Raw genomic sequence first — 24,392 nt, 5'->3', positions numbered from 1 at the left:
AGCGCTGGGAGGGGCGGCCGAGGTACCGCCGGGGCAGGGAAGCAACCCGGCGGTACCGCCAGTCACATATCCGCGGTGATGAACTCCGCGGCCTTCTCGCCGATCATGTAGCTCGGCGCGTTGGTGTTGCCGCCGGTGATGCTGGGCATGATCGACGCGTCGGCGACGCGCAGGCCCTCGATGCCGTTGACCTTCAGTGTCGGATCCACCACCGCGCGCTCGTCCACGCCCATGCGGCAGGTGCCGACCGGGTGGTAGATGGAGTGCACGCGGTTGGGCAGTTCGCGGCGCAGTGCGGTCTCGTCCATGAGATCCGGTCCGGGCGCGAGCTCTTCGGTGACATCACCGGCAATGCTCTTGTGCGCCATGACCTCCCGAATCATCCGGATGCCCTCGATGAGGAATTCGGTATCGCGCGGATCGGTCAGGTAGCCCGGGTCGATGAGCGGCGAGGCGTAGGGATCGGCCGAGGCCAGCCGCAGTTCGCCGCGGCTCTTCGGGTAGATGAGGCTCGGGAAGATGGTGAAGCCCGGCCGCCGGTCCACCATGTGCAGCTTGTCCTCGTCCTGGTTCGGGATCGGGTACGACCACGGCAGGGTGTGGATCTGCATATCGGGGTAGTCGCCCTCGGCGAACTTGGTCTTGACGAAGCCGCACGCCTCGAACACCGTCCGGCCCATCCACGAGCTGCCCGGATTGCGCAGCTCGCGCATGATGCCGCGCGCGAAGTAGGTCGGGATGCCGCGGTGGATGGCCTTCTTGGAGATGTAGGTCATCGGCACGAACAGGTGGTCGTGCAGGTTCTGGCCCACCGGCAGATCGGCGTGCACGGTGATGCCGTGCTCGCGCAGCTGCGCGGCCGGGCCGATGCCCGAGAGCATGAGGATCTGCGGCGAGCCGACCACGCCGCCGGAGACCACGACCTCCTTGGCGGCGCGAATGACGCGGCGCGCGCCCTTCTTGTCGGCGACCTCGACGCCGGTGGCGCGGCCGTTCTCGATGACCACGCGGGTGACGTGCGCGTGCGTGACGACGGTCAGGTTCGGGTTCGGCCGGTCGGTGATGAAGCCGCGCGAGGAGCTGTAGCGAATGCCGTTGCGCACGCTCTGCTGGAAGATCGAGATGCCTTCCTGCGATTCACCGTTGTAGTCCTCGATGATCGGCGTGCCGAGCGTCTCGGACGCGGCGACCATGAACTCCTGGGTGATCGGGGTCAGGTCCTGCTGCCGGGTGACCTCGATGGGTCCGCCCGCGCCGCGCAGGTCGGAGGCGCCGTCCTGCCAGTTCTCCAGCCGCTTGTAGGCGGGCAGCACATCCTCGTAGCTCCAGCCCTTGTTGCCCTCGGCGGCCCAGGAGTCGTAGTTGGCGCGATTGCCGCGCACGAAGAGCATGCCGTTGACCGAGCTGGAACCGCCCAGCACCTTGCCCCGGGTCATGGGGATGAGGCGCTCGTTGGCGTGCTTCTGCGGGGTGGAGTACTGCTTCCACACCACGCGCTGCTTCAGCTGCGGCACGGTGTGCACCATGGTGATCATGCCGGGGCTGGTGACCAGGCGGGTGTTGTCCTTGCGGCCCGCCTCCAGCAGGATCACGCTCGCGCCGCGCTCGGCGAGTCGGCCCGCCACCACTGCACCGGCGCTACCCGCGCCTACGACGACGTAATCGGCTTCGGTTGCGGCGTCCGCGGAGCGCGGCGTAGCGGTCATGTTGTTACCTCATCCTCGAGTGTGCTTGCGATCACTGTAGAACAAGTTCTAGTTTCAGCACAGCGGGGTGTGCTTGTCCAGATCCAACCGGCCGAAGCACTGGTTCCAGACACGTGTCCATGGTTGAATCTCTCGTAGAACCTGTTTCAATTCCGTATCTTTGGGGCGATCAGCCCAGGAGGAACAATGACTGTTCCGTCGATACCGGTCGGCTTCGATTTCACCGATCCCACGCTCTGGGCGGATCGAAGTCCGGTAGAAGAGTTCGCCGCGCTGCGCCGTACCGCACCGGTCTGGTGGAATGCGCAGACACCCGAACAGGCGGCGCCATTCGACGACGGCGGCTATTGGGTGATCAGCCGCCTCGAAGACGTCAAGGAGATCTCCCGGCATCCGGATGTGTTCTCCTCCAATGCCAAAGGCGCGATCATTCGCATCCCGGGCGACAGTACGCCCGAGCAGGTGGATCTGACCCGCAATGCCTTGCTGATCAATATGGATCCGCCGAAACACACCAAGGTTCGCCGCATCGTCTCGAAGGGATTCACACCCCGCGCCGTAGAAGGATTGCGGGCCGCGCTCACCGAGCGGGCGCAGCGAATAGTGGCCGCCGCCAAGGAGACCGGCGGCGGTGATTTCGTGGAACAGGTCGCCTGCGAGTTGCCGCTGCAAGCCATCGCGGAGCTGCTCGGGGTGCCCCAGGAAGACCGGCACAAAATCTTCGCCTGGACCAACGAGACGCTCAACTACGACGATCCCGAGTACGGCGGCGACTCCACCGCCGCATCGGCCGAGATCCTGGGCTACGCCTGGAACATGGCCGAACAGCGGCGCTCCTGTCCGGTCGACGACATTGTCAGCCAACTCGTCAATGCCGATGTGGACGGCGAGGCGCTGGGCTCCGACGAATTCGGATTCTTCGTCATCCTGTTGGCGGTGGCGGGCAACGAGACGACACGCAATGCCATTACGCACGGGATGAAGGCTTTCGTCGACAATCCCGAGCAGTGGGAGCTCTACAAGGAACGGCGGCCGCGCACCGCGCCCGACGAAATCGTGCGGTGGGCCACCCCGGTGACCGCGTTCCAACGCACCGCGACCCGCGATACCGAAATCGGCGGACAGCGGATTCTGGCGGGCCAGCGGGTCGGATTGTTCTACAGCTCGGCCAATTTCGACGAGGACGGGTTCGACGATCCGTTCCGCTTCGATGTGCTGCGCGATCCGAATCCGCACGTCGGATTCGGCGGCACCGGAACGCATTTCTGTGTCGGAGCCAATCTGGCGCGTCTGGAAATCGACCTCATGTTCAATGCGATCGCCGACGTGATGCCGAATCTCACCGAGGTGGCCCCGCCGTCGCGTTTGCGGTCCGGCTGGATCAATGGCATCAAACACTGGCCGGTGCGCTACGGGTAACTCGTTCTAGGATCGGTGATCATGACCGATCTTCGCGAGATTCCCGTGCACACCCTCTCCGACGAGCCCACCACCCTGGCCGACCTGGCCGGGGACAAGGTGGTGCTGCTGGTGAACGTCGCCTCCAAGTGCGGGCTCACCCCGCAGTACGCGGGCCTGGTGGAGCTGCAGCAGACCTACGGTCCGCGCGGTTTCACCGTGGTCGGCGCGCCGTGCAACCAGTTCATGGGCCAGGAGCCCGGCACCGCCGAGGAAATCCAGACGTTCTGCGCGCGCAATTACGGCGTGGACTTTCCGCTGCTCGAGAAGCTCGAGGTGAACGGCGACGGGCGGCATCCGCTCTACGCGGAGCTGACCGAGACCGCCGATGCCGAGGGCGCGGCGGGCGATATCCAGTGGAACTTCGAGAAGTTCCTCATCGGCCGGGACGGCAAGGTGCTCGGCCGCTTCCGCCCCCGCACCGAGCCCACCGACGCGGCCGTCACCGGCGCGATCGAAGCGGCGCTGTAGCGACCTGAAAAAGCAGTGCCCCCCTTCCTGTTCGGAAGGGGGGCACGGTCGTCTCAGCGGCGGCGGCGATAGCGCACGGCGCAGGGCTGTTCGAGCTGCACCACCATCTTCGAATGGTCGTTGCGGTAGCTGTCCGATGGTTGCGCGAGTTCGAATTCCCAGTCGCGCAACAGAATCGAGAAGATCGCCTTCAGCTGCATGAGGGCGAAGGCCGCCCCGACGCAGCGGTGACGGCCCGCCCCGAAGGGGATCCAGGTCCAGCGGTTGGCCAGATCCTCCTGGTTCGGATCCAGATAGCGGCTCGGGTCGAAGCGGTCCGGATTCGGGAAGTCCTCCGGAATCCGGTTGGAGACAGCGGGAGTCGCGGCCACCAGATCGCCCGGCGCGATACCGTGCCCGCACACCTCGAACTCCTCGCGCGCGACCCGCATGAGGATGATCAGCGGCGGATGCATCCGCAGCGTCTCCTTGAGCACCGCCTCCAGGTGTGGAATCTGGCGCAGGGCATGGAAACTCACGTCCTGGCCGTCGGCGTAGAGCGTATCGAGCTCGGCCACGACGCTGTGCAACACCTCGGGATTGCGCAGCAGTTCGATGATGGTCCAGGCCGCGGTGCCGGAGGTCGTATGGTGCCCGGCGAACATCATGGAGATGAAGATGCCGGTGACCTCGCTGGCCGAGAAGCGCGGATCGCCCTTCTCGTCGCGCACCGAGACCAGCACGTCGAGCATGTCCCGATCCTCTTTGCCCTGCGGGGGATTCGCGATACGCCCGGCCATGATGTGGCGCACCAGCTTCACCAGCTGACGGCGCGCCTCGTCACGGCGGCGGAAGCTGTCGATGGGCGCGTAGGGGTCGACGTAGCAGTAGGCGTCGGTGCCCTGCTCGAGCTCGTGGTACAGCTTCGCGAATCGCTCGTCGAGCTCATTGCGGAACTTCACGCCGATGAGACAGGCCGAGGACGTGTAAATGGTGAGTTCGGCGAAGAATTCGAGCAGATCGATCTCGCCCTCGTCGCCCCACCGCGACAGCATGCGGTCCACCTCGTGGGCGATGGTGCTGGCGTGTCCGCGCATCTGCTCGGCGCGCAGGGCGGAGTTGTGCAGCATCTCCTTGCGGCGCTCGGGCGGGGCGTCGAAGACCACGCCCTCGCCGAAGATGGGCTTCATGAAGGGATAGGCCGCGGCCTGGTCGAGTTCGTCGTCGCTGGCGCGGAAGAAGAACTCGTTGGCCTGCGCGCCGGACAGCAGGATCACATCCTTGTCGGCCAGCCGGAAGGAGCCGATATCGCCGCACTCCGCGCGCACCCGCCGCATGAGTGCGATGGGGTCGGTGCGGAACTCCTCGAGATGGCCGTGCTCGTGTTCGCCGCCGGAGACCTGCTGTGGTCGCACCAGGGTCATCGAAAAAACCTCCCACCGTCCCGGTGTTGGACACCTGTCTGGACGGTACTACGGAAGCTGTTGCACGGCAAGAGATCCCACCGAATTCGGCCGTAATTCGAAAGGGTCAGTTCGGCAGCACGTGGCGCGCGGACTTTTCCAACTGATCGGCGATTTGCGCATAGGACGCATAGCCCATTCCGGCGCGCACCAGCGCACCGGCGTAGAGCGATTCGAGGGTCTCCACGATTTCCTCGTCGGCCTCGGATCCGAGGGCGTCGATGAGTCGTTTGCGAATCTCGCTGCCGATGCGGAAACGCAGATGTGCCACATCGGGATCGGTGCCGAGCAGCGCGCTGGTGACGGCACCGGCGAGCGCCGGTTCATCGGCCACCAGCATGGCGATCTGGCGCAGCACCGCGATCACCCGGGTGCTCGGATCCGCGTCGGAATCCTCCGGCGCGGTGGCGGCCAAGCGCCGCCAGAAAAGCTCCGCGACCAGGTGCTCCTTGGAGGAGAAATAGGTGTAGGCGGTGGCCGTGCCGACCCCGGCGGCCGCGGCCACCATGCGCACGGTGAGCCCCGCGAAACCCTCGCGCGAGAGCACTTCCATGGCCGCCCGGGTCAGCTTGTCGACGGTGTCGGCCTGCTTCTCGGTGAGGCGGCGGCGGGTAGCCTCCATGTTCACCACAGGCCGGGCGGAAATGGAATCAGACACGTGTCCGGATGCTACTATGGGTGCGCTCCACAGGCAACTCGTCGATGTTCACCGGACATCAATACGGATGCCACAGAACTGTTTTCGATGAGGCGGGCATATTCAGATGACTCATGCCGATACGGCGATTTCCGCTGCCACCACCGAATTGTTCGCACTCGCCGAACAAGTCACCGGATTCATGCCGCCGGAGGAGGGTCGCGCCCTCTACGAGGCGGCCCGCGCGTACGCGGGTGACGGGGTGATTCTCGAAATCGGCACCTACTGCGGCAAATCCGCGGTCTATCTCGGCGCGGCCGCCCGGGAGACCGGGGCCACCGTCTTCACCGTCGACCACCACTCCGGTTCCGAGGAGCATCAGCCCGGCTGGGAGTACCACGACACCTCGCTCGTCGACCCCGAGACCGGCGTCTTCGACACCGTCACGGCCTTCCGTCGCACCATGGTTCGCGCGGGACTCACCGATACCGTGGTCGGCATCGTCGGCTCCTCGTCCGCCGCCGCGAGCGTCTGGCGCACGCCGCTGCGCATGCTGTTCGTCGACGGCGGCCACACCGAGGAAGCGGCGCAGCGCGATTTCGACAATTGGGCGCACTGGGTGGCGGGCGGCGGGCTGTTGGCCATCCACGACGTCTTCCCCGACCCCGCCGACGGCGGGCAAGCGCCGTACCACATCTACCGTCGCGCCCTCGACTCCGGAAAGTTCCGCGAGCTCTCGGTCACGGGTTCGCTGCGCATCTTGCAGCGCAACGCCGCCTGCAACTGACCCGGGCTTTGTGGATTCAGCGCGAAAGCTGTCCGATTTCTTCAAGACCGGACCACCCGGCGGGATCTAGCTTCGAGATATGGCACCTCAACTCAACGTAATCGGACTGGTGGTCTCCGATCTGGACGCCACTCTCACCTTCTATCGCCGCCTCGGCGTCGAATTCGGCGAGCCGGTCGGCGGGGGGCACTGTGAGGCCCAACTCCCGGGTGGTTTCCGGCTGGCGCTCGATACCGAAGCCGTTATTCGCTCGTTCAATCCGGAGTGGCAGCGACCCGAGAGCAGCGGGCGGATCGGGTTGGCCTTCGGCTGCGCATCTCCCGCCGAAGTCGATGCGGTCTTCTCCGCTCTCATCGCGGCGGGCTATCACGGCGAGCTGAAACCTTTCGACGCCCCGTGGGGGCAGCGGTACGCGACCGTCCAGGACCCCGACGGGAACGGGGTCGATCTCTACGCCGCCTTGGAGTCCTGAGCCGACAGCAGTCGGCGCAGCGGCATGCCGGTGAACTCACGGACGTCCCGCGCCAGGTGCGCCTGATCCGCGTATCCGGTGCGGGCGGCCGTCTCCGCCAAGGGCGTACCCGCCCTGCTCAGAGCCAAGGCTCGCTGCAACCGCAATACTCGTGCGAGGGTCTTCGGCCCATAGCCGAAGGCCGCCAGTGACATTCGATGCAGCCGACGCGCGCCGAGGCCGGAATACTCCGCCACCTCGGTCACCGAACGGCCCGAATTCAGTTGGGCGACAACCCAGCTCAGCAGCGGGTCGACGGGATCGGCCGTGGTGAGCCGCTGGGCCGCCAGCTTTTCCAGACCGATCAGCGGATTCGCGGCCGCCTCGACGTACTCCGCGGATTCTCGGGCCGACGCCGACGCCCACAGCTCGTCGAGTTCGACTCTGGTATCCCGCAATTCGTGTGCGGGCACCCCCAGCAGCGTGGGTGCGACGCCCGGCGAGAAGCGAATACCCGTCACCCGCTGACCGATTCGGAGCGGCTCGGCCGCGGCTCGGGTATCCGGCCCCGCCACCCGCAACCGCCCATCCATCCACAGCAGGTCCATACAGCCGTCGGGCAGCACCGGCAGCTCATCGGCGTCCAGCACCGTCCGAGTCCACACCACCGCCCCGTCGACCAGCGTCGACGGCCACTCCCGATATGCGCTCACGGGCGGGTGAGTCTCCACGCCCCGAGGCTACGCTTCCCGCCCGACAAGCTCGATCGCCGAGCAGACCCCGCACCACGTCATTCCGCCGAGCACCACTGTGGGTCGCCATCTGGCGGCCCGTACCCGGCACCATCCGCCGGACGGCTGGCTGGCTGTCAGGACCGTCGGACCGCTCCAGGCAGCCTCCGCCGAAGCGCCTACTCGGGCTGCCAGGTGATCTTGCCGCCCTGGAAGTCCTGGGCCTTGCCGCCCTCGTAGTCGTACTCGTCGCCCTTGGGCAGCCCGTAGCGGCCGTTCTCGCCGCCCGCCGCGACCCACTGATCGCGAATCGCGCCCCACACGATGTGCGCGCCGGTCGCCTTGGACCAGTAGATGACCCCGCCCTCGAACATGTTGTAGCGACCCTCGCCCTTGCTGGTCTTGGCTTCGTCGCTGATGGGGAAGCCGAGCGGGCTGCCTTCCCATCCGGCCTGGCCCCACTTGTCGCGGATGACGCCGCCGATCTGGTGCGCGCCCGCGCCGACGGACCAGTAGATGGAGCCGTTCTGGAAGTGGTTGAACCGGCCCGTGTTCGCGGGTGTGGACTCCTCGCGGGTCACCGGGTAGCCCAGGACGCCGCTCTCGGAGCCGAGGTTGCGCCACTTGTCGCGAATGAATCCGGCGACGGCGTGCGCACCATCGGTCGGGTTCCAGTAGATCGACGCGTTGCGGTCGAACTCCTGGTACTTGCCCCCGCGCGCCGCGTCCAGCTCGGGACCGCTCGGCTCGCCGAAGACCGCGCCGCCACCGGCCGCGTCGTACTCGGCCTCGATGGCCCCGCCCACCTCGAAGGCCCCGATCGGGCGGGCGGCGGCGGTGTTCACGGTGAGCGTCACCGCGGTGGCCGCGAGGGCCAGCGCGAGCGCGCTCCTGCCGCGCAGGGACGAATTGTTCTTGCGACGCAGCGGACTCACGGCTTACCTCGGACTTCCCGGCTCGGACAGCTACCGCCCGCCATCCTGCAAGGCTGGGCCCACGTCGGCAAGGTGGGAAAGCGGACACCTCGAGAAGTTGCCCGGAATGTCTTGCCTACCCAGTCCGTACCCCAAACTATGAACTACGTCACCTCGACGCACTCGCAGGTGAGATGAGCGGTGACCGGGGGAGCGGGCAACAGGTCCCGGAAGATCCCATTGGCCGGTGTGCCGCGGGTGAGCGCGTCGGCGGCCAGGATCACGGCGGCCCCGGTCCAGGTGGTGCGCTCCTCCGGCCAGCGTTTGCCGTCGGCGAAGACCAAGCCGGTCCAGTAGGACCCGTCGGTTTCGCGTAGATGCTGCATATTCGTGAACAGTCGCAGCGCGCGTTCCTGGTCGCCGAGCGCGTCGAGCGCCAACACCAGCTCGCAGGTCTCCGCGCCGGTGACCCACGGCTGATCCGAGACGCACCGGATACCGAGGTCACCGACCACGAATTCATCCCAGCGAGAATGGATTCGAACGTATCCGGCGCGACCGCGCACCGCCCCGCCGAGAATGGGGTAGTACCAATCCATCGAATAGCGGTTCTTGTCGAGGAACGCCTCGGGATGTTCGCGCAGCGCGTGGCCGAGGCGCATGGCCGCGACCTCCCACTCCGGCTGCGGATCGCCCACGTGCTCGGCGAGCGCGAGCGCGCAGCGCAGGCTGTGGAAGATGCTCGAACAGCCGGTGAGCAGGGCCTCGCCGGAGCTGCCCGATTCTCCTAGGGACCAATGGATTTCGCCGTAGCGTCCGCGCTGGAGCCCGAGCACGAAGTCGATGCCGCGCCGCACCGTGGGCCACATGTCGAGGGCGAAGGCGGAATCGCCCGTGCTGGTGAGGAAGTGGAGCACGCCGGTGGCCAGGTAGGCGCAGAAATTGGTGTCGGCGTCGGCGTTCTCCACCGCGCCGTCACGAAACTGCATGGGCCAGGACCCGTCCGGCCGCTGCGTGGCGGCGGACCAGGCGTACGCCGCGCGGGCCTGATCGCGCAGTCCGGCGACGGTGAGCGCCATCGCACTCTCGATATGGTCCCACGGATCGGTGTGTCCCCCGGTGAACCAGGGGATCGCGCCATCGGATTCCTGTGCGGCGGCGATGGTTTCGGCGGTGCGCAGGCAGTCCTTCGCGCTCAGCACACCGGGCACCGCCGGTAGCTCAGTGTCCGCCACGGCGCACCGCGGGCTTCGAGAAGTACAGGGCCACGCTCTTGCCGATCAGCGGATCGAGCAGTTGCTCCGAGACCCGGGTCAGCCGCGGCGCGGACATCATGTCCCACACCAGCATTCGGTGATAGGCCGCGACCAGCGGATGCTTGTCGTTGGTGACGCCGACCGCGCACTTGAGCCACCAGTACGGCGAGTGCAGCGCGTGCGCGTGCTCGGTGCGCACGTACCGCACGCCCCGCGAGGTGATCTTGTCGCGCAGCTCGTCGGCGCGGTAGATGCGCACATGCCCGCCCTCGTTGGCGTGGTACTCGTCCGACAGCGCCCAGCAGATGCGCTCGGGCAGCCAGCGCGGCACCGTGACCGCCAGCGCCCCACCGGGTTTCAGCACCCGCACCAGCTCGTTGATGGCCTGACCGTCGCGGGGAATGTGCTCGAGGATCTCCGAGGCGATGACCACGTCGAACTCCCCGTCGCCGTAGGGCAGATCGAGGGCGTCGCCGCGCACCGTCTCGGCCTTGGCGTAGTCGGGGGCCTCCCCGGCCTCGGCCATGGCCTCGAACATGACCGCCACGTCGGCGAGGTCGTCGGCGTTCTGGTCGAAGGCGACGATATCCGCGCCGCGCCGGTACGCCTCGAACGAATGCCGACCGGCTCCGCAGCCCACATCGATGACGCGGGTGCCGGGCCGGATGCCCAGCCGATCGAAGTCGACGGTCAGCATGTCTGCGCCTCCTGGCGGGTGGGTGCCGCGCCGACGGGCGCGATGGCGGGACGGAACAGGTGCCGGGCAATGGCCTGCTCGTAGACGGAGACCGTCTGCGCGGCAACGGCTTCCCAGCTGAAGACCTCGAGCACGCGGCGACGCCCGGCCGCGCCCAGTTCGGCGCGGCGGGTGGGGGAGTCGAGCAGCTGCCCGAGCACTCGGGTGAGGTCGTCGACATTGCCGGGCTCGACCAGTTCCGCGCAGTCGCCGACCACCTCGGGCAGCGCCCCGGCCCGGCTGGCCACCAACGGCGTCCCGCTGGCCATGGCCTCCACGGCGGGCAGCGAGAAGCCCTCGTACATGGAGGGTATGCAGGCGATCTCGGCGGAGCTGAGCAGCCGCGCCAGCTCCAGATCGTCGAGTCCGCTGACGGCCGTGACGATATCGGAGATGCCGAGTTCGGCGATGAGCTTCTCGGTCGGCCCGTTCGGCTCCAGCTTGGCGACCAGCCGCAGCTCCAGTTCCTGGGTGTTGCGCAGTCGCGCGACCGCTTTCAGCAGGTGCGCGATGCCCTTGAGAGGTTTGTCGGCGCTCGCGACGGCGACGATGCGCCCGCGCGTACGCGGTTGCTCGCGCGGGCGGAACAGCTCGGTGTCCACCCCCAGCGGCACGGTGCGCAGCTGCTGCGGCTGCACCCCGAAATCCGCACGAATATCGGCGGCCGAGGAGGAGGAGACCGTGATCAGGTCCGGAATCTGTCGTGCCACCCGCATCTGCATGCCGAGGAAGCCGTACCACCTGCGCACGAAGGGTTTTCGTCGCCAGGGCGCGGCCGCGAGATCGACTTCACGATCGCGGGTGATGGGGTGGTGGATGGTCGCCACCAGCGGCAGTCGGCTCGCGATATCGAGCAGTCCGGAGCCCAGGCACTGATTGTCGTGCACCACATCGAATTCCGCCGCCCGCGCCCGCAACAACCGCGCGGCGCGCAGGCTGAAGGTGCGCGGCTCCGGGAATCCGGCCGTCCACATGGTGGCGACCTCGAGCAGATCGATCCCGTCGCGAATCTCGCGGGGATGCGGGGTGCGGAACGGGTCGGGTTCGCGGTACAGGTCCAGGCTCGGCACCTCGGTGAGCCGCACCCGGGGGTCGAGCGATTCGGGATAGGGCTGGCCGGAGAACACCTCGACCTGGTGTCCGAGATCCGCGAGGCCCTGGCTGAGGTACCGGACGTACACGCCCTGCCCGCCACAGTGGGTTTTGCTGCGATAGGACAGCAGAGCGATGCGCACGTCGGTGTGGCCTTTCGAATCAGGGGAACAAAGGGGCGGACCGGCCGCACCCGAGCGGGTGCGGCCGGTCGGTGCACGCCACTATTTCGGCAACGCCTCGAGTTTGGCGGCGAGCCGGTCGAGGTAGGCGAAGACCTCGTCCTCGGATTTGTCCGGCAGGCCGTACAGCACGTCGGTGACGCCCGCATCGGCCCAGCGGGACAGCTTCTCCGGATCCGGCTTGTAGTCGAGGGCCACCACCCGCGGGGTGCCCGCGCGCCCGGCCTCCTGCCAGCACTTCATGAGCAGCGCCGTGGAGGCCTGCACATCCGATTCGTACGGCGTGGTGATCCAGCCGTCCCCGGAGCGGGCGATCCACTTGAACGTCTTCTCGGTGCCGCCCGCGCCGATGAGCACCGGCACATGGGCCTGCGCCGGTTTGGGGTAGGCCCAACTCGGCCCGAACGAGACGAAGTCACCGGAGTAGCTCGCCTCCTCTTGCGTCCACAGCGCCCGCATCGCCTCAACGTACTCCCGCAGCACCGTCCGCCGCTTGTTTCCGGGCACGCCGTGGTCGGTGAGTTCATCGGTGTTCCAACCGAATCCGGCCCCGAGGGTGACCCGCCCGCCGGAGAGGTGGTCCAGCGAGGCGATGGTCTTGGCGAGGGTGATGCAGTCGCTCTCGGTGGGCAGCGCCACCGCCGTGGCGAGTTCGATGCGCGAGGTCACCGCCGCCGCGGTGGCCAGCGCCACCCAGGGGTCGAGGGTGCGCGCGTAGCGGTCGTCCGGCAGATCGGCCCCGCCCGTGAGCGGATGCGCCGCTTCCCTTTTCACCGGAATGTGGGTGTGCTCGGGCACGAAGAACGACTCGAAGCCGCGCTCCTCGGCGGCCTTGGCGGCGGCCGCGGGCGCGATACCCCGATCGCTGGTGAACAGGACGATGCCGAAACGCATGTGCGCCAACCCTTTCAGTTGCCCTTGGCGGCGGAGACGCCCGCGCGTCGGCCGTAGAAGCTGCCGTCACCCAGTGAACAACCCGAGGCGTAGCCGCCCGCGCAGATTCCGGAGGTGACTCGGCCCGCCGCGTACAGCCCCGGAATCGCCTCGCCGTCCACGTGCAGTACCCGCGAATCCAGATCGGTGCGCAGCCCGCCCAACGTGAAACCGCCGGTGTACCCGCGCAAGTCGTACGCGCCCAGCGGGGTGCCGATGGGCTTCACCCACTCCGGCTTCTTGTGCAGGTAGGGGTCCTCACCCTTCTCGGCGTGGTGGTTGTAGAGATCGATGGTGGCCTGCAGCGTGTTCTCCGGCAGCCCCATATCGCTCTCGAGTTCGGCCACCGTCTCGCCCACCCAGGTCGGCGCGATGCGCAGGAACGACATGGAGGACTGCGTCTCGAACGCCTCCTCCAACGCGGCCTCGTCGATGATCAGGTACGCCTGGTTGTCCTGGTCCTGGAGCACCGCCTGGCCCATGCGGCCCGGGTAGGTGTCCTCGGTGATGAAGCGCTGGCCGCGCCCGTTGACGAGAATGCCGCGCACCGCCACCTGCGGGTCGACGATCAGCGCGACCTCGGTGGCGTCCATATGGGCCAGATCCGCGCCGAGCGCCTGCGCGACCTTGATGCCGATGCCGTCGTGCTCCTCCACCGTGGCGGCGGGGCGGCCGAAGATCTTGGGCGCGAACCGCTCCACCATCTCGTGCTCGTAGGCGAAGCTGCCGGTCGCCAGCACCACGCCGCGCTCGGCGCGCACGTACACCGGTTTGCCGTAGCGGGTGGCGGCCACGCCGACCACGCGGCCGGAGTCGTCGACCACCAGCCGCCGCAGCCGCACGTCGTATTCGTGTCGCACACCCAGCTTTTCGGCGGTCTGGGCGAGCGGCTCCATGAGCATGTAGCCGCCGCCCTTCTCGCCGAGCTTCTTGTCCTTGGTCCAGGCGAGGTGGCCGCGCGGCGCGGGATCGGCAATGGTGTTGAACGGCGCGGCGTTCTCGCCGCCGGAGTACATCAGGCCCTGGTCGGCGGGCGGCTCGTAGCCGGGCTCGCCCCAGAACTCCTCCTTGAACGGCACGCCCTGGGCGACCAGCCAGTCGTAGTGCTCCACGCTGCCCTGGCAGTAATCGTGGATCTTGGCCTTGTCCACGCCCGGGCCCAGCGCCGCGGTGAGGAACTTCTCCATGTTCTCCGGGGTGTCGGAGAAACCCAGCGCCTTCTGCAACCCGGTGCCGCCACCGAGGTAGATGAAGCCACCCGACATGGCGGCCGCGCCGCCCCAGCCGCCGGTGCGCTCCAGCACCAGGGTGTCGGCCCCGGCCCGGGCGGCCTCGATGGCGGCGCAGGCCCCGGCGACGCCGAAGCCGACCACGACCACATCGGCGGTCTGGTCCCAGTTCTGCACCTCACTGGCCCGGAGTGGTCGCACGCTTGCGGTTTCGGCCATGGTTCTTCGAATTCCTCACTGGTGAAGGGGATTACTTGCGGTTCTTCTTTTCCTGCGCGACGACCTTGCCGACCTTCTGGTCGAGGGTGGTCCCCGCGGGCCAGCCCACGTAGTGGCACAGGAACAGCGCGATCTCGCGCAGCTGTTCCTCGTCGAGCTCCTCGTTGCGCAGGGCCGCGCCGATCTGGATCTCCGCGATGTCGAACAGTCCCTGCGCGGTCAGCGCGCCGATCAGCAGCAGCCGCCGATCGCGAATGGAAAGCCCTGGGCGCGACCAGATATCGGCGAAGAGGTGATCGGCGGTGACCGCGAAGTGCTCACCGGGCCCGTCCTGGAACTCCCAGCCGTAGACCTCGGACATCTTCTTCAGTCCGCGTTCGCGGCGCTCATCGGTCATGCCTGCTCCTTGGAGATATGTCCCTGTCCCACACCGAGTCCCGGCCCGAGATCGCCCAGCGCGCGCCGCGCCAGCGGCAGCTCGACTCCGAGGCGACGACCCAGGTCGAGGGCGAGCGAGAGGTCCTTCTCGCCCAGATCGCGCACATGGCTGAGGATGGGGAACCAGAAGTCGTCCTCGCGCACGGGCGCGGTGGTGTCGCGCAACATGATCGAGCCCGCACCGCCGGTGTGCGCGTCGGAGTGCCGTACCACCTTGCCGAGTTCGGTGATGTCCAGCTCGGCCGCCTCCGCCAGCCGCTGCGCCTCGGCGGCGGCGGTGAACGCGATGAAATGCAACAGATTGCGCGCCAGCTTCATGCGCGTGCCCGCGCCGACCGCACCCGCGTGCACGATGAGCGAGGCCCACAGCTCGAACGGCGCGCGCACGGTGGCGAAGGCGTCGTCGGAGCCGCCGACCATCACCGCCAACGCGCCGCGCTTGGCCGCCGGAGCCCCGCCGCTGACCGGCGCGTCCACGAATTCCACACCGCGCTCGGCACATTCGGCCGCGAGTTCCACCGCCGTGCCGTCGGCGATGGTGGAGTGCACCGCGATGACGGTCCCCGGCTTCGCGGTCTGGAGTACTCCGTTCGGACCCGTGACCACCGAACGCACCTGCGCGTCGTCGAGTACGGCCACCGACACCACCGCACAGCGCTCGGCCACCTCCGCGGCGGTCGCGGCCGAACTCGCCCCGCCGGTGGTGAAGGGCTCCAGGACTTCGGGGCGGGTATCGCAGACCACGAGCCCGCCCGGCCACTCCAGCAGCCGCTGTGCCATGGGGCCGCCCATATTGCCCAGGCCGATGAACCCCACCGAGAATTCGCTCACGATCGGAAGACCTGTCCGCCATCGACATTCAGAATCTGCCCGGTGACCCACTTGGCGTCGTCGGAGAGCAGGTACAGGCAGGCGCCCACCAGATCCTCGGGCGTACCGAGGCGTTTGATCGCCAACTGCTGCTGCACCATGGTGTCGACGATATTGCCGGGCACCACATTTCGGGTCGCCTCGGTGTCGATCGGTCCGGGCGCGATGGCATTGATGCGAATCTTGGAGCCGCCCAGTTCGTGGGCGAGCTGCTGGGTGAGGCCGTTGACGCCGACCTTGGCCAGACCGTAGAAGCCCGAGTACGTCCATGCCGCCGTGGAGGATTGGTTCACGATCGACCCGCCGCCACCCTTCGACATGGGCTGCCACACCGCGCGCGTCATATTGAGCGCGCCGTCGAGGTTCACGCCCATGAACTTCTTGTAGTAGTCCCACGGCACGGTGAGCAGCAGGTCGAGCTTCATATCGCCGTAGATGGCGGCATTGTTGACCAGGTGGTCGATGCCGCCGAATTCGGCGACGGTGAATTCCGCGGCGGCCGAAGCCGATTCGGGATCGGAGACATCCACCCGCCGGAATACGGCGGTGCCGCCGTCGGCGGTGATCTGCTTGACCACCTCCTCGCCGCGCTCGCTGTTGAGGTCCGCGACAACGACTTTCGCGCCCTCCGCCGCGAGGGCTTGCGCGTAGGCCGCGCCGATGCCCTGCGCGGCTCCGGTGACAATGGCGGATTTTCCAGTGAAGCGGGCCATATTCGTACTCCTCAGCAGCCGGTCGCGATCAATTTGGTCTCGGTGTATTCCTCGAACCCGGCCACACCCATCTCCCGTCCGATTCCGGACTGCTTGTACCCGCCGAACGGCGCGTCGGCCGAGTACCAGACCCCGCCGTTCACGCTCAGCGTGCCGGTGCGCACACCCTCCACCACGCGGCGAATCCGCTCGGTGTCGGTGCCCCACACCGAGCCGGACAGACCGTAGGGGGAGTCGTTGGCGAGGCGAATCGCGTCCTCGTCGCCGTCGTGCGGAATGATCACCAGCACCGGGCCGAAGATCTCCTCCTGCGCCACGGTGGCCGAATTCGCCAGGCCCGCGATGAGAGTGGGTTCGATGTAGTAGCCGCCCGCGGCGCTCTCGGGTCGGCCGCCACCGGTGACGATGGTGCCGCCCTCGGCGCGCGCGAGGTCGAGATAGCGCTCCACGCGGTCGCGTTGGCGCTCGGAAATCAAAGGCCCGCAAATGGTTCCGGGGTTCGATGGGTCGCCGGGCGCGATACCGCCGAGGGTCCGCGCCGCGGCTTTGACGGCCTGGTCGTAGGATTCGCGCGGCACCAGCAGCCGTGTGCTGATCGCGCAGCCCTGCCCCGCGTGCACACACACGCCGAAGGCCGCGTAACTCACCGCCGCGCGAATATCCGCGTCGTCGAGCACGATGAACGCCGATTTTCCGCCGAGCTCGAGGAACACCTTCTTCAAAGACGCCGCGGCGGTGGCCATGACGGCCCGGCCGGTCTGGGTGGACCCGGTGAACGAGATCATGTCCACGCGCGGGTCCGCGACCAACTGCGTCCCCAGCGCGTGGTCGTCCGAGGTCACGATATTCACCACCCCGGCCGGAATATCGGTCTCCTCGGCGATGATTCGACCCACCACCGCCGCGCACCACGGCGTATCGGGAGCCGGTTTGAGCACCACGGTGGTCCCGGCCGCCAGCGCGGGGCCGAGCTTGGCGAAATTGATCTGATGCGGGAAATTCCACGGCGTGATCGCGCCGACCACGCCGATGGGCTCGCGCCGCACCCGCCGGGCGCTCTTGATGCCCATGGGCTCGGCGACCCCGAGATCGGTTTCCCACGAATAGTTCTCGGCCAGGTCCGCGAACCAGCCGAGGTCGCCGACCGGCCCCTCCAGCTGCGGCCCGCTGGTCAGCATGCGCGGCGCGCCCACCTCGGCGATGGTGAGTTCGCGCAATTCGTCGATGTGCCCGCGCAGCGCGTCGCGCAGCTGCCGCAGGCACCGGGCGCGGAAGGCGTGATCGCGCGACCAGTCGGTGGTGTCGAAGGCGGTGCGCGCGGCGGCGATGGCGGCGTCCATATCCGAGGTGTCGGCATTGGCGGCCGAGCCGAGCGTTTCGCCCGTGGCCGGATTGGCGGTGTTGAAGACGCCCGCACCGCCCGGCACCAGTTTTCCGCCGATCAGCAGCTGTGAACCACCGTGGGGGACGAGACCGTTCATCCGTAGCTCCTCTGCTGTCTGGACACGTGTACGGACCATAGCTTCGGAGCTCTGGGGCGCGCAAGAACCTGTTTCAGTATGGCGGCTGCTCGCGGGGATTTCATTTCCACCGAAAACCGACAATCCGTTGTCAGCGACGAACCGCTCCAGTACCGTACAGACACATGTCCAGCTATGTGTCTTCCATGGCGGTCGGACGCCGGTCACGGCCGGTGAACGCGTTCTCGAATCCGAGGTGCATGCGATGACCGCCGCTCTGGAACCGCTGCTCTTCGACCCCTACGACTACGCGGTCCACGAGGACCCGTACCCGCTCTACCAGCGCCTGCGCACCGAAGCGCCGCTCTACCACAATCCCGACCTCGGCTTCTGGGCACTGTCCAGGCACGCCGACGTCGCCGCCGGATTCCGCGACAATATTCGGCTCTCCAGCGCCAACGGGGTCTCCCTCGATCCGGCCGCCTGGGGGCCGCACGCGCATCGCACCATGTCCTTCCTGGCCATGGACGATCCCGAGCACCTGCGGCTGCGCAAGCTCGTCTATCAGGGCTTCACGCCGCGCCGAGTCAGCGAGATGCGCGACCGCATACGGGAAATCACGCTGCGCCACCTCGAACCCGCGCTCGTCCGAGGCGATTTCGACTGGATCGACGATGTCGCGGGCAAACTCCCCATGGATGTCATCTCCGAACTGCTCGGCGTCCCGGAGGCCGACCGCGCCGAGATCCGGCGCATGGCCGACCTGCTCGTGCACCGTGAGGAGGGGATGCTCGATATCCCGGTACCGGCCATGGAGGCCGCGATGCACCTGGCCGGGTACTACGCCGAGATGGTCGCCGACCGCCGCCGCTCCCGCACCGAGGACCTGACCTCGGCGCTGCTCGACGCCGACGCCGACGGGGACCGGCTCACCGACAACGAGATCATCGGCTTCATGTTCCTCATGGTGGTGGCGGGCAATGAGACCACCACCAAACTTCTTGGCAATGCCCTGTATTGGGCGGGCCGCAATCCTGAGCAGTACGCCAAGGTCGTCGCGCATCCGGAGCTGGTGAGCGACTGGGTGGAGGAGACCCTGCGCTACGACGCCTCCACCCAGATTCTGGCTCGCACCGCCACGGAGGAGCTGAGTTTCTCCGGCGGCACCATTCCCGAGGGCGCCAAGGTGCTGCTGCTCCTGGGTGCCGCCAATCGCGACGACGCCATCTTCCACCACCCGGATTCCTACGATATCGAGCGCACCGACAAGGGCGGGCTGATCAGCTTCGGCCGTGGGGTGCACTTCTGCCTGGGCGCGCATCTGGCGCGGCTCGAGGCCGAAATCGTGTTGGGGGAGTTCGCGACTCGGGTCCGTGACTATCGGGTGGACGAGTCCGGCTGCGCGCGCGTGCACTCGATCAATGTGCGCGGTTTCGCGAAACTGCCTGTCTCGGTGGAGGTTCGGTAATGCCACGGTTTCCCTCCCATCCCGCGCGCCGACCGGTGCTGATCGCCGGGGCCTCCTCCGGCATCGGCGCGGCCACGGGCGTGACCCTCGCCGAACTGGGCTATCCCGTGGCGCTGGGCGCGCGCCGCGTGGAGCAGTGCGAGGAATTGGCCGGAAAGATTCGCGCCGAGGGCGGCGAGGCCTTCGCGTACCGGCTCGACGTCACCGACGGAGCCTCGGTGGACGAATTCGTGACCGCCGCCGAAAAGGCGTTGGGGCCCATCGAAATCGTCGTCTCCGGCGCCGGTGACCTCGAATTCGGTCAGGCGCACACCATCGACCCGGATGTCTTCGACCAGCAGCTGCGGGTGCACCTCGGCGGCGCGCAGCGGCTGGCGCACCGGCTGCTGCCCGGCATGATCGACCGCCAGCGCGGCGATTTCATCGTCATCGGCTCCGACTGCGCCGACCGCCCGCGCCCCGGCATGGCCGCCTACAACGCCGCCAAGGTCGGCGTGGAAGCCCTGGCGCGGCAGATGCGCATGGAGCTGGAGGGCACCGGCGTGCGCGCCTCGGTGGTGCGGCCCGGCCAGACCCTCACCGGCATGGGAATGAACGCCACCCCCGAGGTGGTGGGTCCGCTGCTCGAGGACTGGGAGAAATGGGGTTTCGCCCGGCACCCGCACTTCCTGCGCGCCGCCGATATCGCCGCCGCCGTGGCCGCCGTCGTAGCCACGCCGCGCGGTGCGCATCTGGTGCTCGTGGAGGTGCAGCCGGAAGCACCGCTGAAGGAGACACCGTAATGCGTCTCGTTGTCGATCTCGACCTCTGTCAGGGCCATGCCGTCTGCCAAGACGAGGCCCCCGAACTCTTCGAGGTGCCCAAAACGGGTCAGGTGCGGATTCTGCGCGCCGACCCGGGCACCGATCTGGAGGCGGCCCGTCTGGCCGTCCGCTACTGCCCCACCCAGGCGCTGTCCCTCGTGGACGACGAAGCCGAGAAGGAGTCGTAATGACTTTTCCCCGTGAAGAACTCGATGAAATGGTCCAGCGCTGGGAAGAGGAGAACAAACGCTGCGAAGCGCTCGGCGACTGGAAACCGTTGGCGCACTTCTACACCGAGGACGCCACCTACGGCTGGAACTACGGTCCGCAGCAGGAGTTCATGGCCGTCGGCCGCGACGAGATTCGCGATATCGCGCTCGGACAGGAGATGTTCGGCCTCGAAGGGTGGACCTATCCGTATCAGGAATTCGTGGTCGACGACCGCAGCGGCAGCGTCATCGGATTCTGGAAACAGGTGAACGAGAAGCACCGCGCCGACGGCACGCCCTACAGCCCGCAGGGCATCGGCGGCAGCTGGTTCCGCTACGCCGGGAACTTCCAATGGTCGTGGCAGCGCGACTTTTTCGACTTCGGCAATGTCACCGCGCTGTTCGTCGAGATGATGACGGACAATGCGCTCTCGCCGGGAATGCAGAAGCGCATCGAGCGCTCGGTCTCCGGTGAACCGCTGCCCGGCTGGTATCCCGTCGGAAAGGGGCCGGTTCCGCAGTGGTGAGTCGTTACGACAGCCTGTCCCGCGCGGAGCTGGCCGTCCTGGTGCCCGAACTGCTGCTGTGCGGGCACCTCATCGACCGCTCCGGTATGGCGCACACCATCGCGGCGTTCGGGCGCGAGGGTATGACCGCCGTGGCCATCGAGGAGTGGCAGCTGGCCAGTCCGGTGTACACCCGGCGCATGCGGCAGGCGCTGAACATCTCCGGTGACGGCGTGGACACGGTGTTCAAGGGCATGCAGCTGGAGATCGGCGCGCCGCCGCAGTTCATGGACTTCCGCTACACCGTGATCGACCACGACCACGGGGAGTTTCGGCTCGACCACTGCGGGGCGCTCGCGGATGTGGAGCCGATGGGGGAGGAGTACGTGGTGGCCATGTGCCACCACATCGAGGACCCCACCTTCGACGCCACCGCGCTGGCGACGAATCCGCATATCCAGGTGCGGCCGATTCACCGGCCGCCGAGGGTACCGGCGGACCGGCATCCGGTGTGCGCGTGGACGGTCACCATCGATCCGGCCAACACCCCGCCCGAACCGCCGCGCAATGCGGAGATCGTCGCGAAATCCCGTGCCGCACAGGTCGAGCTGGCTCCGATCGAGCGCGACGGTCCGGGGCTGCACGATTATTCGGGCCCGCTGCTCAGCGATATCCGCTTCGAAGACTTCTCCCGCGGTGCGCTCGTGCGGATCGCCGAAGAGGTGTGTCTGCAACAGCATCTGCTCACCCTCGGCTTCCGTGTCGCGCTGGCCGAGCGCGGCGATGCGGACACCGCGCTCGACATCGCCCGCAAACAGTTCACCGGCATAGCCGGGCTCACCGCCGAACGGCTGCGCGCCGCACTGGATCTCGGCGACGATGCCGCCGCGCTGGCCAAGGTGCTGCGCCTGCACCCGGCCTGGAATCCCATGGCCTATGTCGATATCGAGGTATCCGTCGAGTCCGTCGCGGGTGCGCAGACGGTCGAGCTGCGCCTGCGCCGCGACTGCGACGCGGTCGTCGACGGCTCGTGGCCCGCTCTCATCGCACCCGACCATCTCGCGCCCATCGACGCCATGGCCCGCGCGGTCGACCCGCGCTTCCACACCACGCTGCGCGAGGTCGACGAGCGCAGCCTCTGCGTCGAGATCGCGCTGGCCCCAGAGCCTTTCCGCGAAGCGCCCGAGGTCGCCATCACCCGTTTCAGCACGGGCGCGAACTTCACCTTCGCCGACCGCGGCACCCCGCTACCCCTCACCGTCCTGTAGTCAGAAAGCGAAATCCCATGGCGTGCACCTTCGCCGACCTGTTCGAGCACTCCGTCGACGCCATGCCGGACCGGGTCGCCGTCATCCAGGGCGATCGGCGGCTCACCTTCGCCGAACTCGAGCGCCGTGCCAATCGACTGGCCCACCACCTCGCCGCGGCCGGGGCCGGTCCCGGCACGCATATCGGTTTCCTCATGCACAACAGCCTCGAGACCATGGAAACGCTCCTCGCCTGCTTCAAGATTCGCGCGGTGCCCATCAATATCAACTACCGGTATCGGGTCGACGAGCTGCGCTATGTCTTCGACAACGCCGATCTGGAGATGGTGGTGCACCACCGCTGCTACTCCCCGCAGGTGGAGGAGGTGCGGCCCCAGGTCGCCACGCTGCGGCACGCCCTGGTGGTGGAGGACGACCAGGGCGGCGAGTGGCTGGCATCGACCTCGGTTCCCTACGAACAGGCGCTCGAAAATGGTTCCGCCAGCCGGGATTTCGGGCCGCGCAGCCCAGACGACCTGTTCATGATGTACACCGGCGGCACCACCGGACTGCCCAAGGGCGTCATGTGGCGGCAGGAGGATATGTGGCGGGTGCTCGGCGGCGGTATCGACTTCTACACCGGCGAACCCGTCGCCGACGAATACCAGCAGTCCCGCACCGGCGCGGCGGGTGATCAAGCCGTCTGGTTGATCCTGCCGCCGCTCATTCACGCCGCCGCCATGATGCCCACCTTCACCGCGCTGTGGTCGGGCAATGCCGTCGTCTTCGAACCGCGCTTCGATCCGGCGCGGGTGTGGCGGGTGGTGGAACGGGAGCGGCCCTCGGTGCTGGTCATCACCGGCGACGCCATGGCGCGCCCGCTCATCGACGCCTACCGGGCCGCGCCCACCGACGTCTCCGCGCTGTGGGTCATCGCCTCCGGCGCCGCGCTGCTCTCCCAGCCGGTGAAGAACGAACTGCTCACCACCTTCCCGGGAAAGATGGTCTCCGACTCCATCGGTTCCTCCGAAACAGGTTTCGGCGGAATCGGATTCGCGCAGAAGGACGACGATCCCGCGCGCGGCCCGCGAGTGAGCGTCGGTCGCGGTGCCGTGGTCGTGGACGACACCGGCCACGCCGTACCGCCCGGCAGTGAGGGCTGGGTCGCCAAGACCGGCAATGTGCCCCTCGGCTACTACAAGGATCCGGCCAAGACCGACAAGCTCTTCCGCACCGTCGACGGGGTGCGCATGGTCATCACCGACGACCGCGCCCGGGTGGAGGAGGACGGCTCGGTCACCCTCATCGGCCGCGGCAATATGGTGATCAATACCGGTGGCGAGAAGGTCTTCGCCGAAGAGGTCGAGGCCATTGTGAAGGCCCACGAGTCGGTGTACGACGTGGTCGTCATCGGCGTCCCGCACGAGCGCTGGGGGCAGACGGTCGCCGCCGTGGTCTCCACCGCCGACGGCGAGATCGACTTCCCGGCGCTGGAGCGGCACGTCCGCGCTCACCTGGCCGGATACAAACTGCCGCGCCGCATCTGGGTCGCCGACACCGTCTCCCGCACCCCGAGCGGTAAGCCGGACTACCGGTGGGCCAAGGACTACGCGGCCTCCCACGACCCCGACTACGTGGTCGGCTGAGGCCGTCCACCCCAGCTCCCGATCAATGGGATTCCTGTCCCGGACCCTGTACGAAAGCTATGAGAACCTGTTCTAATTTCTCCATGGTGGAGACCCACGCCGTGCTCGGCGAGCAAGTCACGATGCCGGTCGAGATCCGCAGTGCGAATACCAGCTCGGCGCTGTTCCCCGTCGATGCCGGAGCCGCCCGGGTACTGCTCGCCGCCACCGGGCTGGAGCCGGTCACGGCCTTCGGTCGCGCCTTCTGCAATCTCGCCTTCGTGCGTTATGTGGACGGCGATCTCGGCCCGTACCACGAATTCGCCTTCTCGCTCATGGCCCGCCAGCCCGGCCGCAAAGGCAGCACCGGCGCCTACATCCACTGGCTGCCGGTGAATCAGAGTTTCACCTGCGCCGCCGGACAGCAGCTGTGGGGATTCCCCAAGCTGATGGCCGATATCGACATCACGCCCACCCGGCGCGGCCACCGCTGCGAGGTCGCCGTCGACGGCCGAAAAGTGCTGTCGCTCACGGTATCCGACGGCTTTCCCGCGCCCAGCGGCGCGGGTGGGGCGTCCATCGACGCCTACACCTATCGCGACGGCGTGCTGCGCCGCACGCCGTGGGCCATGAACCCGGGCGGTGTGCGCATGCGTCCCGGCGGCGCCCGCCTCGAACTCGGCGACCACCCCGTCGCCGACGAACTGCGGTCCCTCGGACTGCCCCGCTCAGCCCTGTTCTCCAGCCGAATCGGTGCGCTGCGAATGACTTTCGCCGACGCCACCGCGGTCTAGCCCTCCGGGAGATTC

At 67.7% G+C, this 24,392-nt stretch carries 25 protein-coding genes; 11 read left to right on the top strand and 14 right to left on the bottom strand.

The genetic code is table 11. The features are described 5' to 3' along the window. Positions 1 to 62: 62 nt before the first annotated feature. On the bottom strand, positions 63 to 1,706 hold the full coding sequence (locus ACIBH2_RS28040) for a GMC family oxidoreductase (RefSeq protein ID WP_397122694.1): 1,644 nt from the start codon (positions 1,704 to 1,706) through the stop codon (positions 63 to 65). Positions 1,707 to 1,892: 186 nt separating this feature from the next. On the opposite strand from ACIBH2_RS28040, the gene ACIBH2_RS28035 reads away from it, so the two are divergent. Continuing rightward, complete coding sequence (locus tag ACIBH2_RS28035) at positions 1,893 to 3,125, top strand: cytochrome P450 (protein ID WP_397122692.1); 1,233 nt, start codon at positions 1,893 to 1,895, stop codon at positions 3,123 to 3,125. Between the two features lie 21 nt (positions 3,126 to 3,146). Further along, positions 3,147 to 3,635 carry a glutathione peroxidase gene (locus ACIBH2_RS28030; protein ID WP_397122690.1) on the top strand — a complete coding sequence of 163 codons (489 nt, stop codon included), beginning with the start codon at positions 3,147 to 3,149 and terminating at the stop codon, positions 3,633 to 3,635. A gap of 53 nt (positions 3,636 to 3,688) precedes the next feature. Here the strand turns inward: ACIBH2_RS28030 and ACIBH2_RS28025 are convergent, their stop codons facing one another. Both ACIBH2_RS28025 and ACIBH2_RS28020 read right to left on the bottom strand, forming a co-directional pair. After that, positions 3,689 to 5,038: a cytochrome P450 gene (locus tag ACIBH2_RS28025; RefSeq protein WP_397122688.1), complete on the bottom strand. Its 1,350-nt coding sequence runs from the start codon at positions 5,036 to 5,038 to the stop codon at positions 3,689 to 3,691. A gap of 106 nt (positions 5,039 to 5,144) precedes the next feature. Continuing rightward, positions 5,145 to 5,705 (bottom strand): TetR/AcrR family transcriptional regulator, encoded by a 561-nt coding sequence (locus ACIBH2_RS28020; RefSeq protein WP_397123072.1) that lies wholly within the window; start codon positions 5,703 to 5,705, stop codon positions 5,145 to 5,147. 136 nt (positions 5,706 to 5,841) lie between these two features. Here ACIBH2_RS28020 and ACIBH2_RS28015 point away from each other — a divergent pair, with 136 nt between their 5' ends. Together ACIBH2_RS28015 and ACIBH2_RS28010 are read left to right on the top strand one after the other, a co-directional pair. Next, positions 5,842 to 6,501, top strand: a complete 660-nt coding sequence (locus ACIBH2_RS28015) for a class I SAM-dependent methyltransferase (protein WP_397122686.1) — start codon at positions 5,842 to 5,844, stop codon at positions 6,499 to 6,501. Between the two features lie 79 nt (positions 6,502 to 6,580). Then, positions 6,581 to 6,973: a VOC family protein gene (locus ACIBH2_RS28010; RefSeq protein WP_397122684.1), complete on the top strand. Its 393-nt coding sequence runs from the start codon at positions 6,581 to 6,583 to the stop codon at positions 6,971 to 6,973. Here the strand turns inward: ACIBH2_RS28010 and ACIBH2_RS28005 are convergent. From ACIBH2_RS28005 to ACIBH2_RS27955, 11 genes are all read right to left on the bottom strand, one after another. Next, complete coding sequence (locus ACIBH2_RS28005; RefSeq protein WP_397122681.1) at positions 6,952 to 7,665, bottom strand: helix-turn-helix domain-containing protein; 714 nt, start codon at positions 7,663 to 7,665, stop codon at positions 6,952 to 6,954. The genes ACIBH2_RS28010 and ACIBH2_RS28005 overlap by 22 nt on opposite strands. A gap of 197 nt (positions 7,666 to 7,862) precedes the next feature. Further along, positions 7,863 to 8,618 (bottom strand): LGFP repeat-containing protein, encoded by a 756-nt coding sequence (locus ACIBH2_RS28000; RefSeq protein ID WP_397122679.1) that lies wholly within the window; start codon positions 8,616 to 8,618, stop codon positions 7,863 to 7,865. A gap of 143 nt (positions 8,619 to 8,761) precedes the next feature. Next, a complete protein-coding gene (locus tag ACIBH2_RS27995) occupies positions 8,762 to 9,832 on the bottom strand; it encodes a prenyltransferase (protein ID WP_397122677.1) in 1,071 nt (356 codons plus the stop codon). Then, entirely contained in the window at positions 9,819 to 10,550 is a 732-nt protein-coding gene (locus ACIBH2_RS27990; RefSeq protein ID WP_397122675.1) for a class I SAM-dependent methyltransferase, read from the bottom strand. Before ACIBH2_RS27990 ends, ACIBH2_RS27995 begins: the two co-directional genes overlap by 14 nt. Continuing rightward, the gene (locus ACIBH2_RS27985; protein WP_397122673.1) at positions 10,544 to 11,824 is read right to left on the bottom strand and encodes a glycosyltransferase family 4 protein; all 1,281 of its coding nucleotides are present in this window, start codon (positions 11,822 to 11,824) and stop codon (positions 10,544 to 10,546) included. The genes ACIBH2_RS27990 and ACIBH2_RS27985 overlap by 7 nt, the downstream gene beginning before the upstream one ends. 81 nt (positions 11,825 to 11,905) lie before the next feature. Continuing rightward, on the bottom strand, positions 11,906 to 12,757 hold the full coding sequence (locus tag ACIBH2_RS27980; protein WP_397122671.1) for an LLM class F420-dependent oxidoreductase: 852 nt from the start codon (positions 12,755 to 12,757) through the stop codon (positions 11,906 to 11,908). 14 nt (positions 12,758 to 12,771) lie between these two features. After that, on the bottom strand, positions 12,772 to 14,244 hold the full coding sequence (locus ACIBH2_RS27975; protein ID WP_397122669.1) for an FAD-dependent oxidoreductase: 1,473 nt from the start codon (positions 14,242 to 14,244) through the stop codon (positions 12,772 to 12,774). Positions 14,245 to 14,275: 31 nt separating this feature from the next. Next, on the bottom strand, positions 14,276 to 14,641 hold the full coding sequence (locus tag ACIBH2_RS27970) for a carboxymuconolactone decarboxylase family protein (RefSeq protein ID WP_397122667.1): 366 nt from the start codon (positions 14,639 to 14,641) through the stop codon (positions 14,276 to 14,278). Next, positions 14,638 to 15,513 carry an NAD(P)-dependent oxidoreductase gene (locus ACIBH2_RS27965; RefSeq protein WP_397122665.1) on the bottom strand — a complete coding sequence of 292 codons (876 nt, stop codon included), beginning with the start codon at positions 15,511 to 15,513 and terminating at the stop codon, positions 14,638 to 14,640. Before ACIBH2_RS27965 ends, ACIBH2_RS27970 begins: the two co-directional genes overlap by 4 nt. Further along, positions 15,510 to 16,265, bottom strand: a complete 756-nt coding sequence (locus tag ACIBH2_RS27960) for an SDR family oxidoreductase (RefSeq protein ID WP_397122663.1) — start codon at positions 16,263 to 16,265, stop codon at positions 15,510 to 15,512. The genes ACIBH2_RS27965 and ACIBH2_RS27960 overlap by 4 nt, the downstream gene beginning before the upstream one ends. Positions 16,266 to 16,276: 11 nt before the next feature. Continuing rightward, positions 16,277 to 17,746: an aldehyde dehydrogenase gene (locus tag ACIBH2_RS27955; RefSeq protein ID WP_397122661.1), complete on the bottom strand. Its 1,470-nt coding sequence runs from the start codon at positions 17,744 to 17,746 to the stop codon at positions 16,277 to 16,279. A 244-nt stretch (positions 17,747 to 17,990) separates the two neighbouring features. Between ACIBH2_RS27955 and ACIBH2_RS27950 the strand changes: the two genes are divergently transcribed. The 7 genes from ACIBH2_RS27950 (at position 17,991) to ACIBH2_RS27920 (ending at position 24,377) form a co-directional block, all read left to right on the top strand. Then, a complete protein-coding gene (locus tag ACIBH2_RS27950) occupies positions 17,991 to 19,193 on the top strand; it encodes a cytochrome P450 (protein ID WP_397122659.1) in 1,203 nt (400 codons plus the stop codon). Then, entirely contained in the window at positions 19,193 to 19,975 is a 783-nt protein-coding gene (locus tag ACIBH2_RS27945) for an SDR family oxidoreductase (protein ID WP_397122657.1), read from the top strand. The genes ACIBH2_RS27950 and ACIBH2_RS27945 overlap by 1 nt, the downstream gene beginning before the upstream one ends. Beyond that, complete coding sequence (locus ACIBH2_RS27940) at positions 19,975 to 20,184, top strand: ferredoxin (RefSeq protein WP_397122655.1); 210 nt, start codon at positions 19,975 to 19,977, stop codon at positions 20,182 to 20,184. The genes ACIBH2_RS27945 and ACIBH2_RS27940 overlap by 1 nt, the downstream gene beginning before the upstream one ends. Next, positions 20,184 to 20,732, top strand: a complete 549-nt coding sequence (locus ACIBH2_RS27935; protein ID WP_397122653.1) for a nuclear transport factor 2 family protein — start codon at positions 20,184 to 20,186, stop codon at positions 20,730 to 20,732. Before ACIBH2_RS27940 ends, ACIBH2_RS27935 begins: the two co-directional genes overlap by 1 nt. Continuing rightward, a complete protein-coding gene (locus ACIBH2_RS27930) occupies positions 20,726 to 21,979 on the top strand; it encodes a hypothetical protein (protein ID WP_397122651.1) in 1,254 nt (417 codons plus the stop codon). Before ACIBH2_RS27935 ends, ACIBH2_RS27930 begins: the two co-directional genes overlap by 7 nt. A 17-nt stretch (positions 21,980 to 21,996) precedes the next feature. Beyond that, the gene (locus tag ACIBH2_RS27925; protein WP_397122649.1) at positions 21,997 to 23,604 is read left to right on the top strand and encodes an acyl-CoA synthetase; all 1,608 of its coding nucleotides are present in this window, start codon (positions 21,997 to 21,999) and stop codon (positions 23,602 to 23,604) included. An 83-nt stretch (positions 23,605 to 23,687) separates the two neighbouring features. Continuing rightward, a complete protein-coding gene (locus ACIBH2_RS27920) occupies positions 23,688 to 24,377 on the top strand; it encodes an acetoacetate decarboxylase family protein (protein WP_397122647.1) in 690 nt (229 codons plus the stop codon). The last annotated feature ends 15 nt before the right edge of the window (positions 24,378 to 24,392 follow it).

This window comes from Nocardia sp. NPDC050406 (assembly GCF_044459025.1).
Taxonomy (GTDB): domain Bacteria; phylum Actinomycetota; class Actinomycetes; order Mycobacteriales; family Mycobacteriaceae; genus Nocardia.
Note: the sequence above shows the minus strand (reverse complement) of the source record. Positions and strands in the feature narration are given on the sequence as shown.

What these genes read in the sequence shown, in the direction of transcription:
- ACIBH2_RS28015 (WP_397122686.1), top strand. Translation starts at nt 5,842, where the DNA reads ATGACTCATGCCGATACGGCGATTTCCGCTGCCACCACCGAATTGTTC.
- ACIBH2_RS27945 (WP_397122657.1), top strand. Translation starts at nt 19,193, where the DNA reads ATGCCACGGTTTCCCTCCCATCCCGCGCGCCGACCGGTGCTGATCGCC.
- ACIBH2_RS27955 (WP_397122661.1), bottom strand. Translation starts at nt 17,746, where the DNA reads ATGAACGGTCTCGTCCCCCACGGTGGTTCACAGCTGCTGATCGGCGGA.
- ACIBH2_RS27925 (WP_397122649.1), top strand. Translation starts at nt 21,997, where the DNA reads ATGGCGTGCACCTTCGCCGACCTGTTCGAGCACTCCGTCGACGCCATG.
- ACIBH2_RS28010 (WP_397122684.1), top strand. Translation starts at nt 6,581, where the DNA reads ATGGCACCTCAACTCAACGTAATCGGACTGGTGGTCTCCGATCTGGAC.
- ACIBH2_RS28030 (WP_397122690.1), top strand. Translation starts at nt 3,147, where the DNA reads ATGACCGATCTTCGCGAGATTCCCGTGCACACCCTCTCCGACGAGCCC.
- ACIBH2_RS27990 (WP_397122675.1), bottom strand. Translation starts at nt 10,550, where the DNA reads ATGCTGACCGTCGACTTCGATCGGCTGGGCATCCGGCCCGGCACCCGC.
- ACIBH2_RS27975 (WP_397122669.1), bottom strand. Translation starts at nt 14,244, where the DNA reads ATGGCCGAAACCGCAAGCGTGCGACCACTCCGGGCCAGTGAGGTGCAG.
- ACIBH2_RS27960 (WP_397122663.1), bottom strand. Translation starts at nt 16,265, where the DNA reads ATGGCCCGCTTCACTGGAAAATCCGCCATTGTCACCGGAGCCGCGCAG.
- ACIBH2_RS27920 (WP_397122647.1), top strand. Translation starts at nt 23,688, where the DNA reads ATGGTGGAGACCCACGCCGTGCTCGGCGAGCAAGTCACGATGCCGGTC.
- ACIBH2_RS27940 (WP_397122655.1), top strand. Translation starts at nt 19,975, where the DNA reads ATGCGTCTCGTTGTCGATCTCGACCTCTGTCAGGGCCATGCCGTCTGC.
- ACIBH2_RS27980 (WP_397122671.1), bottom strand. Translation starts at nt 12,757, where the DNA reads ATGCGTTTCGGCATCGTCCTGTTCACCAGCGATCGGGGTATCGCGCCC.
- ACIBH2_RS27950 (WP_397122659.1), top strand. Translation starts at nt 17,991, where the DNA reads ATGACCGCCGCTCTGGAACCGCTGCTCTTCGACCCCTACGACTACGCG.
- ACIBH2_RS28040 (WP_397122694.1), bottom strand. Translation starts at nt 1,706, where the DNA reads ATGACCGCTACGCCGCGCTCCGCGGACGCCGCAACCGAAGCCGATTAC.
- ACIBH2_RS27970 (WP_397122667.1), bottom strand. Translation starts at nt 14,641, where the DNA reads ATGACCGATGAGCGCCGCGAACGCGGACTGAAGAAGATGTCCGAGGTC.
- ACIBH2_RS27935 (WP_397122653.1), top strand. Translation starts at nt 20,184, where the DNA reads ATGACTTTTCCCCGTGAAGAACTCGATGAAATGGTCCAGCGCTGGGAA.
- ACIBH2_RS28025 (WP_397122688.1), bottom strand. Translation starts at nt 5,038, where the DNA reads ATGACCCTGGTGCGACCACAGCAGGTCTCCGGCGGCGAACACGAGCAC.
- ACIBH2_RS28035 (WP_397122692.1), top strand. Translation starts at nt 1,893, where the DNA reads ATGACTGTTCCGTCGATACCGGTCGGCTTCGATTTCACCGATCCCACG.